Annotated in this window: 19 protein-coding genes; 15 read left to right on the top strand and 4 right to left on the bottom strand. The window is 39.7% G+C overall.

Going from position 1 to position 13,230, the window contains the following annotated elements:
• Positions 1–11: 11 nt before the first annotated feature.
• Together AL038_RS01285 and AL038_RS01280 are read left to right on the top strand one after the other, a co-directional pair.
• Positions 12–203, top strand: a complete 192-nt coding sequence (locus tag AL038_RS01285; RefSeq protein WP_062147858.1) for a 4-oxalocrotonate tautomerase — start codon at positions 12–14, stop codon at positions 201–203.
• 100 nt (positions 204–303) lie between these two features.
• Positions 304–1,185, top strand: a complete 882-nt coding sequence (locus AL038_RS01280) for a SphA family protein (RefSeq protein WP_062147855.1) — start codon at positions 304–306, stop codon at positions 1,183–1,185.
• A 65-nt stretch (positions 1,186–1,250) separates the two neighbouring features.
• Here the strand turns inward: AL038_RS01280 and gspG are convergent, their stop codons facing one another.
• On the bottom strand, positions 1,251–1,679 hold the full coding sequence (gene gspG, locus AL038_RS01275; protein WP_236839436.1) for a type II secretion system major pseudopilin GspG: 429 nt from the start codon (positions 1,677–1,679) through the stop codon (positions 1,251–1,253).
• Positions 1,680–2,001: 322 nt separating this feature from the next.
• On the opposite strand from gspG, the gene AL038_RS01270 reads away from it, so the two are divergent.
• Positions 2,002–2,208, top strand: coding sequence for a YgaP family membrane protein (locus AL038_RS01270; RefSeq protein ID WP_062147853.1), 207 nt, complete (start codon positions 2,002–2,004; stop codon positions 2,206–2,208).
• Positions 2,209–2,331: 123 nt separating this feature from the next.
• Here AL038_RS01270 and AL038_RS01265 read toward each other — a convergent pair whose 3' ends face one another.
• Positions 2,332–2,571: a hypothetical protein gene (locus AL038_RS01265; RefSeq protein ID WP_145917039.1), complete on the bottom strand. Its 240-nt coding sequence runs from the start codon at positions 2,569–2,571 to the stop codon at positions 2,332–2,334.
• Between the two features lie 223 nt (positions 2,572–2,794).
• Here AL038_RS01265 and AL038_RS01260 point away from each other — a divergent pair, with 223 nt between their 5' ends.
• The 6 genes from AL038_RS01260 to AL038_RS01235 all read left to right on the top strand — a co-directional run bounded on the left by AL038_RS01260 (position 2,795) and on the right by AL038_RS01235 (position 7,735).
• Positions 2,795–3,001 (top strand): type II toxin-antitoxin system VapB family antitoxin, encoded by a 207-nt coding sequence (locus AL038_RS01260; protein WP_066246171.1) that lies wholly within the window; start codon positions 2,795–2,797, stop codon positions 2,999–3,001.
• A 565-nt stretch (positions 3,002–3,566) separates the two neighbouring features.
• Positions 3,567–4,070, top strand: a complete 504-nt coding sequence (locus AL038_RS01255; RefSeq protein ID WP_062147845.1) for a hypothetical protein — start codon at positions 3,567–3,569, stop codon at positions 4,068–4,070.
• A complete protein-coding gene (locus AL038_RS01250; protein WP_161575410.1) occupies positions 4,033–4,194 on the top strand; it encodes a hypothetical protein in 162 nt (53 codons plus the stop codon). Before AL038_RS01255 ends, AL038_RS01250 begins: the two co-directional genes overlap by 38 nt.
• 360 nt (positions 4,195–4,554) lie before the next feature.
• Positions 4,555–4,938 (top strand): hypothetical protein, encoded by a 384-nt coding sequence (locus AL038_RS01245; protein WP_062147842.1) that lies wholly within the window; start codon positions 4,555–4,557, stop codon positions 4,936–4,938.
• 166 nt (positions 4,939–5,104) lie between these two features.
• Complete coding sequence (gene mnmG / locus AL038_RS01240; protein WP_062147840.1) at positions 5,105–6,979, top strand: tRNA uridine-5-carboxymethylaminomethyl(34) synthesis enzyme MnmG; 1,875 nt, start codon at positions 5,105–5,107, stop codon at positions 6,977–6,979.
• An 81-nt stretch (positions 6,980–7,060) separates the two neighbouring features.
• Positions 7,061–7,735 carry a Dam family site-specific DNA-(adenine-N6)-methyltransferase gene (locus tag AL038_RS01235; protein WP_062147837.1) on the top strand — a complete coding sequence of 225 codons (675 nt, stop codon included), beginning with the start codon at positions 7,061–7,063 and terminating at the stop codon, positions 7,733–7,735.
• Here the strand turns inward: AL038_RS01235 and AL038_RS01230 are convergent.
• Positions 7,721–8,424 (bottom strand): IS1 family transposase gene (locus AL038_RS01230; protein ID WP_414635095.1). Its coding sequence is split into 2 segments (ribosomal slippage): positions 7,721–8,145 and positions 8,145–8,424, totalling 705 coding nucleotides; the frame shifts between segments, so codons are not numbered across the junction. The two genes, AL038_RS01235 and AL038_RS01230, sit on opposite strands and share 15 nt — an antisense overlap.
• 94 nt (positions 8,425–8,518) lie before the next feature.
• Here AL038_RS01230 and AL038_RS01225 point away from each other — a divergent pair.
• The 6 genes from AL038_RS01225 (at position 8,519) to AL038_RS01200 (ending at position 12,371) form a co-directional block, all read left to right on the top strand.
• Positions 8,519–8,764: a hypothetical protein gene (locus AL038_RS01225; RefSeq protein ID WP_062147820.1), complete on the top strand. Its 246-nt coding sequence runs from the start codon at positions 8,519–8,521 to the stop codon at positions 8,762–8,764.
• Positions 8,745–9,170, top strand: a complete 426-nt coding sequence (locus AL038_RS01220; protein ID WP_062147817.1) for a hypothetical protein — start codon at positions 8,745–8,747, stop codon at positions 9,168–9,170. Before AL038_RS01225 ends, AL038_RS01220 begins: the two co-directional genes overlap by 20 nt.
• A 49-nt stretch (positions 9,171–9,219) precedes the next feature.
• Positions 9,220–9,585, top strand: coding sequence for an IS630 transposase-related protein (locus AL038_RS18380; protein ID WP_062147814.1), 366 nt, complete (start codon positions 9,220–9,222; stop codon positions 9,583–9,585).
• A complete protein-coding gene (locus tag AL038_RS18375; protein ID WP_106405021.1) occupies positions 9,572–10,042 on the top strand; it encodes an IS630 family transposase in 471 nt (156 codons plus the stop codon). The genes AL038_RS18380 and AL038_RS18375 overlap by 14 nt, the downstream gene beginning before the upstream one ends.
• A 23-nt stretch (positions 10,043–10,065) precedes the next feature.
• The gene (locus tag AL038_RS18905; protein ID WP_414635106.1) at positions 10,066–10,263 is read left to right on the top strand and encodes an HNH endonuclease signature motif containing protein; all 198 of its coding nucleotides are present in this window, start codon (positions 10,066–10,068) and stop codon (positions 10,261–10,263) included.
• Between the two features lie 587 nt (positions 10,264–10,850).
• Positions 10,851–12,371, top strand: coding sequence for a DegT/DnrJ/EryC1/StrS family aminotransferase (locus AL038_RS01200; protein WP_272898033.1), 1,521 nt, complete (start codon positions 10,851–10,853; stop codon positions 12,369–12,371).
• Between the two features lie 84 nt (positions 12,372–12,455).
• Here the strand turns inward: AL038_RS01200 and AL038_RS01195 are convergent.
• Positions 12,456–13,204 (bottom strand): IS5 family transposase gene (locus tag AL038_RS01195; protein WP_101539186.1). Its coding sequence is split into 2 segments (ribosomal slippage): positions 12,456–12,790 and positions 12,790–13,204, totalling 750 coding nucleotides; the frame shifts between segments, so codons are not numbered across the junction.
• Between the last annotated feature and the right edge of the window lie 26 nt (positions 13,205–13,230).

Here is a 13,230-nt window from a genome sequence, read left to right as displayed (position 1 = left end):
AGGCTCATGCCATGCCATTAATGCACATTTATATTTTAGAAGGTCGTAGTGATGAGAAAAAAGCACAATTGATTAAAGAAGTCACACGTGTTGCTTCAGAAACCTTAGAAGTACCTGCTGACCGTGTGCGTGTAGTCCTCCAAGAAGTACCAAAAAATCATTGGGGTATTGGTGGTGAAACAGCGGCAAGTTTAGGGCGATGATACACAGAAACTCGTGACTATTTTTAGTGACGAGTTTCTACAACTTATGGCTCATTAAATCTTATAAAAATTAATAAATTCTCCCACCAAAGGAAATATTATGAATAACAGACATCGCATTGCTGTTTTGCTCTATGCTTTGCTTTTACACGTGCCTACCGTTTTTGCAGAACACTATGTTAATGGTGTCGAGGGCTTAAAAGCGGCAAGCGTTCCCCCCGCAGGTTTTTATTATCGACTCTACAACGTGTTTTATAACGCCGATAGCTTGATGGATGGCAGTAGCAATGAATTACCTGTTGATTTTGATGTCAGTGTTTACGCTATGGCAAATCGATTTATTTGGATAACTGAGCAAAAAATACTCGGTGCAGATTACGGAATGAATGTGATTCTACCGCTAATCAATACAGATATAAGCATTGGTGCGTTAGGCGTTGATGACAGTGATTTCGCCCTTGGCGATGTATTACTAGAACCCATCATTTTAAGCTGGCACGAAAGTGCTTTTGATGCAGTTACCGCCGCAGGTGTTTATATTCCTAGCGGAAATTATGATGTCAACCAACCTGCTTCAGCGAGCAAGGGGTATTGGACAGGCTTACTCACCGCAGGCGTTACTTACTATGCTGACCCTGAAAAAACATGGTCAGCTTCAATATTATCGCGCTATGAGTTTCATGGAAAACAAGATGATACAAATATCACCGCAGGCGATGATTTTCACTTTGAATGGGGTGTTGGCAAAACGATTGAAGGCTGGGATGTTGGATTAGTAGGTTACAATCAATGGCAAGTGACTGAAGACAGTGGCGAAGGGGCAAGCACAACTAAAGACCGTATCGGCGCGATAGGGGCAGAAGTGGGTACATTTATCCCTTCATTAAAAACAGCTATATCTTTCCGTGCGTTACAAGAATATCAGGCTAAAGACCGCTCTGAAGGGTCTTTAATCACCTTGACGTTAACCAAAATTTTTTAAAAACTAAAGGGTTGGCAGTTTTTAAAACACTACCAACCCTTCTGTAAAAAGCGGTCACTCAATTGTTATGACGATTTCCAATTATTAATATCCTCATTCGGGCAACCTTGCCCACCCTCTACACCATCACCGCCAAGAGAATATAAATCATAATCGCCCCCTTTCGTACCGGGAAATTTATATTGATAAGGATGCTCCCAAGGGTCTGTTGGTACATTTTGTTGTTTTAAATAAGGACCACTCCAACGATTACTACTCACTGTATTCGTTAGTAAACCCTCTAAAGCACGAGGATATTTACCTGTATCTAAACGATGTTGGTCTAAGGCAACTTCAATATTTTTTAATTGTGCCTTCGCTTGATTACATTTTGCTTGTTCGAACCCGCCAAAAATCTTTGGTCCTACCAATCCTGCTAATAACCCAATGATTGCCATCACAATCAAAATTTCGATTAAAGTAAATCCTTGTTGTTTTACAATCGGTTTAATCACAATTACACTCCAAATAAATATTTAACAAAAACACGTGGTCTATCACCCGCAATGGCTATTATTGTAGTGGAATAACCGCACCACGCCAAAAACATTATTTAAGCACTTTTTATTATTTACTTGATATTTTTGACAAAAACAGAGAGTTAGTTCATAAATCCGCTTAATTAAATTAATTTAACTATCAAATAGATAATCAAATATCAGCAATTGCTAATTTTTCTTTTTACATAAAACCATTGAATTCCGTCAAACAGAATATTATAAATAACTAATATTTGAACGCATTTTTTACATCCCTAAGACATTTCAAGGAGTGGTTATGATACATGCTAACGTTGGTTCAGTTGACAAAATCATTAGAATTATTGCGGGAGTAGCAATTCTGGCGGCGGGTTTCTTTTTTCAAAGTTGGTGGGGACTAATCGGTATTGTTCCCCTTGCAACAGCACTAATTGGCGTATGTCCTGCTTATATGCCTTTTGGGCTTTCTACGTGCAAGGTTGATTTACCTGCTAAACCTGAATAATTTAAATATGCTAATACATTAAACAGCGCGAAAATTATCTAGGTTCTGAACATAATTGATTCAGATAATTAGGGTAGATAACGATAACTTGTTATCTGCCCTTGTTTGTTTTTAAAAAATAATTTAAACGCCAGTTGGTTCATTATAAAGTTCTTCGCGTTTAAACTCTGGTGGTGCGGTAAAGGTGACTTTAGCACTGCGTTTATTTTCGATGCTTCCCAACTCTAAATTTATGCCTTGTGTACGCAATTTAGCCGTTTTTTGGTAATTGAGCTGATGAGGTGCTTCTTGCGGAAAAATCTCAAACAGTTGAGAGAGGCTTATCTTGCCGCACAAGCAGTGGGCACAATTAAGAAATTTCATATCCAGCAATTGGATAATAAGAAATATGACATTCAGCCGATTGATTAATGTCTGAACCACAATTCACGCAATTTACACAATGACCACAAAATAATTATCTTTAATAATCATGGCAATTATGTGAATTGTGGTTCAGACAAAAATCTCAAAATGACTCATTCCAGTATGAAGTTGACATTATGCTAAAATTAACATGAACTAAGAGATAACGGGAAAAATGGCAATGAACACACTTTTGCATATAGATGAGCAATTGATACAGCAGGCTTTGCAATTGACGGGTTTGCATAATCCGCAATCGGTTGTTGAAATGGCTTTGAAAGAATTGGTGACACGTAGAAAAACGGATAAATTAAGTCAAGCCTTTGGGCAATATTGCTGGGATGGCGATTTAGAAATGATGCGGAATGACAGTCATGTTATTGATTGATAGCTCGGTATAGATAGATTTCTTCAATGGCAAGACGACTACACAAACTTTATATTTACGAGACGATGCGGAGCGCGACCAAATTTTATTGGGCGATTTGATTTTGTGCGAGGTTTTACAAGGTTTTAAAAACGAGAAAGACCATAAAGCGGTGTGTGAATTATTATTAAGTTTTGCTTATCAAAATATGGTAGGACAACAAATAGCTCTCCAATCTGTAGATTATTTCCGCTATTTGCGTTAGCAAGGTGTTACGGTACGTAAAACAATTGATGTTCTCATTGCGACCTTTTGTATTGTGAATGAACATGAGTTGTTACATGCTGACCGCGATTTTGACATGATAGAAAAATATCTTCCTTTAAAAGTTAAACATCCCTAATTCATGCTCTGAACCACAATTCACGCAATTTACACAATGACCACAAAATAATTATCTTTAGTAATTGTGTTAATTATGGCAATTATGTGAATTGTGGTTCAGACAAAAAAGTCCCCAAATCCCCTTCCAACTCAAATTATTTTATGATGCAATGAGCATGATAAACTCAACTTAAGGGAAAATATGCCGATAGTTTGTGATTGGGAACTTCAAGAGTTTTCTTATGGAAATATCAATTCTCAACGTGTCGATTTTAGGATAGATGATCATCTGTTTTCCATATTTTTCACCCCTGTTGAATCTTTTGCTGATGAAGTGCTTCTTGCGGAAAAATCTCAAACAGTGGGCTTTAAAATTCCTAAAAATAGTTATGATGTGAAGTTTGACCGCATCGAAAATCATCAAACAGGTAATTTTTATGAAAAGCCTGCTGCAGAATATTCTTATTTTGATTATCAAAAAGTGCGTAGATTGGGGGCGGGATTATGCAAATTATTAGAGTTTCATTATTCAATTTCGCGGGCTGAAGCTTATTTTGGAACGGCGGCTGATTCTCAGCTTAAACGTTATTATGACCGTCTTGTTAAACTTTACGCACATCAACTACACTTTGATGTAATCCCTAATCTTGGAGAAGAAGGACTCGATTATGCAATCAAAACACCCAGATACCAAAGCCAAAGCTAAGAAAATAGAAGGTATGAAAAAGTTGAGAGAGGCTTATCTTGCCGCACAAGCAGCGGGCACAATTAAGAAATTTCATATCCAGCAATTGGATGATAAGAAATATGACATTCAGCCGATTGATTAATGTCTGAACCACAATTCACGCAATTTACACAATGACCACAAAATAATTATCTTTAATAATTGTGTTAATCATGGCAATTATGTGAATTGCGGTTCAGACAAAAAAATCCCCAAATCTCCTTCCAACTCAAAGTATTTCATGATTTAATGAACCCCATTACCAGGCAGTTTTTGGTAATTTTGGGAAACGTTCACAAGGTGTGAATATTTCCTCTCGTTCCCAAGTGCCACTTGGGAATGCTGTCTTGACCGCGTTGCGGTCTGGATTTACACAGGATGCAGCGCATCCAAAAATGTATTTCCAAGCGACGCTTGGGAACAAGAAAACGCTCACTATTCTAGGCTGGAAGGATATACTTCAATGAAAATTAAAATTGACGATACACTTGTGGAAGCAACATCATTATTTGATGGAAAATGGAATAAACAATTTAATTTTGAAAAACTGCAAAAAAAAGACAGAGTATACAAATTAGAACTACAGGATAATCCGAATTTGAGCCCTGAACCTGGTACTTATAGTGATTTATCAGTTGATGAATTATGTAAAATGACATTTTCATTGGGCAATCCTGACGGATATATTTTCTGCGAAAACGGTAAAAAACATAGGGTTTACTACGAACATGTATTATTTCTTATGGGGTATGGTGCATCGATTGATGGAAGTCCTGTTATAAGTTTTAGCGCACGTCATTTGGGAGATGATACCCTGCCATTCTTTACAATTAGTATTATTAAATAGCCCCTTTTGCATAGCTTGGGTTAGTAACAGCTAACCCAACGAATAGATAATTACGCTCTCCCCGCTCCCTCAACCCCCACCCCCCTGTGACAAAATCAGAACAAAACGCTAAAATACTAAAAAACACCGAAAATTACCCGCGTTTTATCCCTGATGATTAAGCACTATGAAATATCCCGAGCACTTTGATGTCATCGTAATTGGTGGCGGACACGCAGGCACAGAAGCCGCACTCGCAGCAGCACGTATGGGCACAAAAACCCTCCTGCTCACCCACAATGTAGAAACCCTCGGCGCAATGTCCTGCAACCCCGCCATCGGCGGCATCGGCAAAGGACACCTTGTCAAAGAAATCGACGCACTCGGGGGCATCATGGGACGCGCCGCCGATGTCAGCGGCATTCAATTCCGCACCCTGAACGCCAGCAAAGGCCCCGCCGTCCGCGCCACCCGCGCCCAAATCGACCGCCAACTGTATAAAGTCGCCGTGCGCCGCGCCATCGAAAGCCAAACCAACTTACAACTGTTTCAACAAGCCGTTGATGACTTAATCGTCGAAGACAACCGCGTCATCGGCGCAGTCACCCAATCAGGCATTCAATTTTACGCACACAGCGTCATCCTCACCGCAGGCACATTCTTAGCAGGCTTAATCCACATCGGCCTAAGCAATTACCAAGCAGGACGCGCAGGCGACCCGCCCGCTATCGCGCTCGCTCATCGTTTACGGGAATTACCGCTACGCGTTGACCGCTTAAAAACAGGCACGCCCCCACGTATCGACAGCCGTAGCATCAACTTTACCGAACTCGTCCCGCAACACGGCGACACGCCAACCCCTGTTTTTTCCTTCATGGGCGACATTAGCCACCATCCGCGCCAAGTGCCTTGTTACATCACGCACACCAATGAAAGAACCCATGAGATTATTCGTTCAGGGCTAGACCGTTCACCGCTTTACACAGGCGTGATTGAAGGCGTAGGCCCGCGCTATTGCCCATCGATTGAAGACAAAATTATGCGTTTTGCGGATAAATCTTCACATCAAATTTTCTTAGAACCTGAAGGCTTAGATACCTTTGAAATTTATCCGAATGGAATTTCTACCAGTTTACCGTTTGATATTCAGCTCGGACTTGTGCGCTCAATGAAAGGCTGTGAAAACGCCCACATCACCCGCGCAGGCTACGCGATTGAATACGACTTTTTTGACCCGCGTGATTTAAAACCCAGCTTAGAAACCAAAGCGATAGAAGGTTTATTCTTTGCAGGACAAATTAACGGCACAACAGGCTATGAAGAAGCCGCCGCACAAGGTTTAATGGCCGGTTTAAACGCAGGTTTGTTAGTACAAGATAAACCCGCATGGACACCACGCCGTGATGAAGCCTACATGGGCGTATTAGTTGATGACTTAATTACCCGAGGGACTAACGAACCTTACCGCATGTTCACCAGTCGTGCCGAATATCGCTTGTTATTACGCGAAGATAACGCTGATTTACGCTTAACTGCAAAGGGACGCGAATTAGGCTTAATTGATGATGAACAATGGCAAGCTTTTGAAACAAAACAGGAAGCCATTATTCAAGAACAACAACGTTTAGCAGGCATTTGGATACGTCCTGACCCACAATTAGCTGAACAACTGGGAACGGAATTACGTCGAGAAGTGAATTGTATGGATTTACTGCGCCGTCCAGAAATTACTTATGAGAAACTGCGCCAACTGTCCCAACTTGCGCCCGCTGTTGCAGACCAAAAAGTTGCAGAACAGGTGGAAATTCAAGCGAAATATAGCGGTTATATTGAACGCCAAGAAACCGAAATAGCCCGCTCACGTCGTTATGAGGAAGCGCAATTATCGCCTGATTTGGACTATAGCAAGGTGTTAGGCTTATCTGCGGAAGTCCGCCAAAAACTCACCCAACACCGCCCAACCAGCGTCGGTCAAGCCTCGCGCATTCCCGGCATTACGCCTGCGGCGATTTCTTTATTATTGGTGCATATTAAACGTCAACAGGTGAGGTGGTCGGCTTAAAAAATTAAAGCGATTACTATTCTGATAACTTATGGATATTATTATTTAAAATAAGAAATATCCATAACCTAAAGGCATAAAATGAAATTACCACATCCGATACCTTATCAAGGTAGTAAACGCAGTCTAGCAATACATATTTTGCAATACTTTCCTAGCCATATTAGCCGACTTATAGAACCCTTTGCAGGTTCTGCTGCTATTACCATCGCCTCAGCTTTCTATTCGAAAGCAACCAATTTTGTTGTTAATGATATTAATGAACCACTAACACAACTCTTGAATCAAATTATTAATAATCCAAGTTTAATGATAAAACTGTATCAGGATATTTGGCAGGGGCAACATGGTGGTAATAAAGAAGCGTATTACTATGAAATAAGAAATAAATTTAATGAAACGAAAAAACCCGAATATTTACTTTTTTTATTGGCAAAATGTGTAAAAGCGGCTGTTCGTTATAATGCACAAGGTGATTTTAATCAAAGTCCTGATAAAAGACGGCTTGGACGAAATCCTCAAGTAATGAAAGACGATATTTTAAATGTCTCACAATTACTTAAAAATAGAGTTAGTATTTTTTCAGAGGATTACACGAATATTCTTAGTAGGGTAACTACTGACGATTTAGTCTATATGGATCCGCCTTATCAAGGGACAGGTCTGAATGGCGGTTTTAACTATGCAGGCAATATTGAATTTAATAAATTCATGACCTCACTGTTAGAACTTAAGGTAGTGCTAAAGAAGCAGTGATTTGTTATAATCATTAATGAAAAAAATAGTAGCCCCAATGTGATTTTCTATTTTCTTGGAGAAAGATAAGGTTTTCCTCACTAAACGACTGACACGCTGTCTTAACGTATTATTAAATCGCTCTATATGATTGGTCAGCCCCGTCTCCTTCCCTACTGCTTGATGCCGTTTACTCGGAAGAACTTTCTGGTACGCTTCCCAGAAGTCGGTGTAACAGACTGCACATTGCCGATATACCGCTGGGAGTGAATTCCAGAGTGCTTGCGCTCCCTCAACATCTCGCTTCCCAAAGGCAATCCCGACAACCTCTCGTGAGTCTCTATCCAACGCTAACCATACCCACACTTTCTGGCGACGCTGCCCAACAAATGACCACATCTCATCGCATTCTAAGCGCAACTGTCCTTTTTTTTAACGGCTTGTTCTAGTCTTTGTTGCGCATACAAACCATTGACATAATGTTGTAGCCATGTGCCTGAGATTCCTGTAACACGGGCTATTCCTCTCAGTGAAAGTTTTTCTTTTAATAGCTTGTCCACCTGTGCCCACGTCTCTTGGCTTATGTATTTCTTGGTGGGTTGTTCTACAAATCGTCGTCCGCATTCGCGACATTTGTAGTTTTGTGTCCCTGTGCGGGTTTTTCCGTATTTCACAATGTGTGTCGCTTTACAGCTTGGGCAGGTTAGCATTTTAGGGACTCTTCTTCTTTCTTCTGTTTTCTTATTTTAATATCACTTTCTCTTTAGCACTACCGAACTTAATAATAAAAATATTTCTTATATTTTGAGCTTTGATGGTCGAACAGGTCATAAGACTTATGGCAGTCCACTGCCTGAGCATTTAAATCTAAAAAAAATAGAAATTTATGCAGGACGTTCTTCACAAGCAACGTTACTTAACCGTGAGGAATTTACTTATGAGGTGATTTATCTTTCACCCGCATTGCTTGAAAAAATTGATTTGCAGAAAATAACAAGAATGCAAACCCACCAAACAGAACTTTTCGCACATGAGCAATCAAACGGCTAACTATCCAAAAACTTTTTTAGTTCATATTGAATCAATAACAAATAAAAGAGCAAAAATTGTTATTAACCATATTATGAAACATGGTTTTATTACCACGGAAGATTTGGAAATTACTTATGGTTATAGCCATCCACCAAGAGCTGCAAGAGATGTCAGAGAAGCAGGAGTGCCTTTAGAAACATTTAAGGTTAAATCTAGTAGTGGTAAATCAATCGCTGCTTATAAATTTGGTGATATTACACAATATCAAGCAAATAGAGTTGATGGGCGAAAAGTGTTTTCAAAAACATTCAAACAAGAACTTTATGCTTTGACTGAGGGTAAATGTTATATCTGCAATGGCATGTTTGAGTTGATGGGCGAAAAGTGTTTTCAAAAACATTCAAACAAGAACTTTATGCTTTGACTGAGGGTAAATGTTATATAGTAACCGTATTTTAAAAAGAGAATAAGAAATGACCTATTCAACAGATTTCCGTAAAAAAGTATTAAAAGTGAAACAAGAAGAAAATCTCACCCTAGCAGCGGTAGCGAAACGCTTTCAAATAGCCATCGCAAGCGTCGTCAGGTGGAGCAAAGTCTTGGAAGCCAAAGGGACACGTAACAGACCAACTAAAATAGACATGGAAGCCCTAAAACAAGATGTGGCGTTATATCCCGATGCTTACCATTATGAACGCGCGGCCCGTTTTGGGATTACGGAAGGCGGGATTCGCCATGCGTTAAAACGTCTAGGGATTAGCCGTAAAAAAAACACTCAAACATCCCAAAGCCAACCCCGAAGCACGGCAAGTCTTTCAAAACAAAATGAACCGTTATAAACAATCCGATAGGCAAATTGTTTTCATCGATGAAAGTGGTTTTGCTCATGATATGCCACGCCGTTTTGGTTATGCACCTATCGGCAAACGTTGCTCTGGCACGCAAGACTGGAATGCAAAGGGACGCACTAATGTCATCGGGGCTTTGCTCAATTTTTGTTTATTAACCGTCTCTTTAGTTTCTGGGGCGATTAATTCCGATGTCTTTTTCGCTTGGATAACCCAAGACTTACTTCCTAAACTCCCTCAGAATTCTGTGATTGTGATGGATAACGCCACTTTTCATAAACGTAGCGACATTCAGCAGGCTATTTTAGACGCTGGGCATCTCTTGGAATATTTACCGCCTTATTCGCCTGATTTAAATCCTATTGAGCATAAATGGGCTCAAGCTAAGACTCTCCGTAAACAACAACATTGTTCTATTGATGAGCTCTTTTTACTGAATTCTATTTAATCTTTTTATAGTGCGGTTGCTATATCTGCAATGGCATGTTTGAAGCGAGATACTTGCAAGTTGACCACCGAGTTCCTTATGAAGTTAGTGGAAATATTGTAGATAAGCAGGATATTGAGCATTTTATGCCCTTATGTGGCTCATGTAATAGGGCAAAATCATGGAGCTGTGAACACTGTGATAATTGGAAAACTGAAAAAAGTCCCTCACTTTGTATGTAATGCTATTGGGGAAACCCTATAAATTACAATCATATTGCGTTAAACCCTGTTAAGCGACTTGATTTATATTGGACAGGAAATGAAGTGAATGATTATGAAATCATAAAAAAGCTAGCAGATCAGAATAAAACGGAATTATCTACTTTTGTAAAACAGATTATTGCTGAAAATATAAAAAAATGAAGATATTTAATGCATTATAAATTTTAATATTGAGGTCATTTGTGATAGTTAAAAATGCGGTAACGCAAAACAAGTACCAATTAATAAAAGAAATTGCCTAAAGAAGAAAACTCAAAATGCCAGACTGTTCCGCATGTCAAAGCACCTAGGTAATCAAGAGAAGTCATCATTCATGGTAAGTGTTATGAGAAAGTAGTTCGTAAAACTTTATCATGCGCTAAGAAATCGCAAGATCACATTACAGCTACTATTTTTTTCATTCCTTGTTTGGCACTACCGTATTTTTTATCTCAAGACTTCAAACGAGTTCTATAAACCATAATACGTATCTCCACATATTTTGGAGTAAAATATGCCCTAAACATATTACCTGTTATTTTTGTGCGGTAAGTCAAGGTATAACTATGAATTTAAACATTGTATTGGACAATGATGTCATCCTTGCATTACTGTCCCCCAGTGCAAATGATATTAAACACTGCTTTAATCGCCTGCAAAAAACGTCAACTTCAATCCGCTTTTGGATTCCCTGCTGCTCACTCGCCGTAATAGAGCCACAAACGGTTAATCTACAACCGTTACATAATTTGCTAGACAATGGAGTGCAATTATTATCTTCATTAGCAACGCATTGGCAAGAAATTCCCCCCGAACATCCACAAAAAATTCAGGCACTTATTAGTCTCGATGCCGCCATGTTGACGGGAAAAACCGTTGTTTGGACAAATCAGGAAAACTTCGCCACCTTACATTCTGATATACATTGGGGTGACCATGAGTTTATTTATGGTATTTTAGCAGAATATGGTTATGATGAAACCTTACCTTTCAGTGGTTTAGATAGTCAACAATTACGCATTCGTACTCAGTTAGAAAGAAATTTATTTGCCGTTTTAAAACATGGGCAATATACCCGTGGCGCAGAAATAGAGATATTAGAACAACGGTTAGCCAATTATGTCGGCAGAAAACATTGTATTGCACTGGCTAGTGGCACAGACGCGCTGCTTGCGGCACTTTTAGCCTTAAATATCAAACCACATGATGAAGTTATTACCAGTGTTTTTGGGTTTATCGCTGTTGCGGAAATAATCAGTCTGCTAGGTGCAAAGCCTGTATTTGTTGATATAGACCCCGATACTTATACGTTAAATCCTGCATTGTTAGAATCGGCTATTACATTAAAAACTAAAGCGATTATTCCCCAAAATATTTATGGTCAATGTGCTGATTTTGATGAGATTAATGCTATTGCAACCCGTCACAAGTTGCCTGTGATTGAAGATGGGTTACAAAGTTTTGGCGCGACGTATCGCGGTAAACGCTCGGGTAATTTATCAACCCTTGCCTGCACCAGTTTTTTTGTTAATCAATCACTCAGTGCTTATGGCGATGCAGGGGCTTGTTTTACCAATGATGATGTACTTGCTGAACGTTTACGCCAATTAATCCGACATGGACAAGAAAAACGTTATTATCACACCCGCATCGGAATTAATGGGCGAATAGATGTATTGCAAGCCTCTATTTTATTAGCAAAACTGGAAATTTTGACGGAAGAAGTGCAAGCCCGTATTCGAATCGGCGCAGCTCTTACCGCAGGATTAAAAGGCTGTGTTAAAACACCACTTGTAAGACCACAAAATACTAGCGTTTATAGCCCGTATGTAATTCAAGTATTACAACGGGAAGTGTTACAAAAAGAACTACAAAAACAAGGTATTCCCAGTAAAATCCATTATTATCCACCATTACATCTTCAACCCGTCTTTGCACACTTAGGTTTAACCAAAGGACAATTTCCAATGGCTGAAACCGTTGCTGATAAAGTATTAAGCCTGCCTTTACATCCTTATTTAAGTGAAGAAACGCAAGATAGAATTATTGATGAGGTGAAACAGGCCACGAAAAAACGGGGTGGATAACAAAAACATATCATCAAATAACAAATATGGATGGTTAAAGGGACACACGCTAGAGCCTGTCATCAAATAAGAAGGGTTAAAGGTTCAAGCCAAAAGAATCAAGGTAGAAGCCAAATAAACCCCACTTAAGAAATTCCTAGCGCGTTTATCATATCGTGTAGCTATGGCGCGGTATTGCTTTAATTTACCGAAGAAATGCTCGATTAAATAACGTGCCTTATAAAGAGCTTTATCATAATCAGGTGGATTTAAACGATTTTTCCTGAACGGAATCACAGGTTCTATGCTTTTCTGTTTTAAAACATCTCTAACCCGTTCATCAGCATCATAAGCCTTATCAGCCAATAAAGCGTTTGCCTTTATCTGAGGAATAAGAGCATCAGCCCCTTCAAGGTCGCTTGCCTGTCCCGCAGTCAAAAAAAAAGGGTCGGATTGCCCAGTGCGTCAACAACGGAGTTAATCTTGGTACTTAAACCCCCTGCGCTACGTCCAATGGCTTCATCTGCACCACCACCACTACTATGTTGATGCGCTCTAACTATTGTGCTGTCTATCATGGCATATTCATTATCGGCATCGGCACTTAGTATCTTGAAAACACGTTCCCAGACACCTTTTTTAGACCAACGACTGAAGCGGGTATGGACGACACGGAAATCACCAAAGCGTTCGGGGAGGTCGCGCCAAGGAATGCCACTGCGATAACGGAATAGAACAGCATCAATAAACAAGCGGTTATCTTTAGCCGTCATCCCGACATGTCCTTTACGTCCAGGGAGTAGCGGTTCTAGTTTTGACCATTGTTCATCGGTTAAGGCATAGCGACGACTCATTGTTTTATCCTTGGCGATATCTGGGT

Source organism: Beggiatoa leptomitoformis (assembly GCF_001305575.3).
Lineage (GTDB): Bacteria > Pseudomonadota > Gammaproteobacteria > Beggiatoales > Beggiatoaceae > Beggiatoa > Beggiatoa leptomitoformis.
Note: the sequence above shows the minus strand (reverse complement) of the source record. Positions and strands in the feature narration are given on the sequence as shown.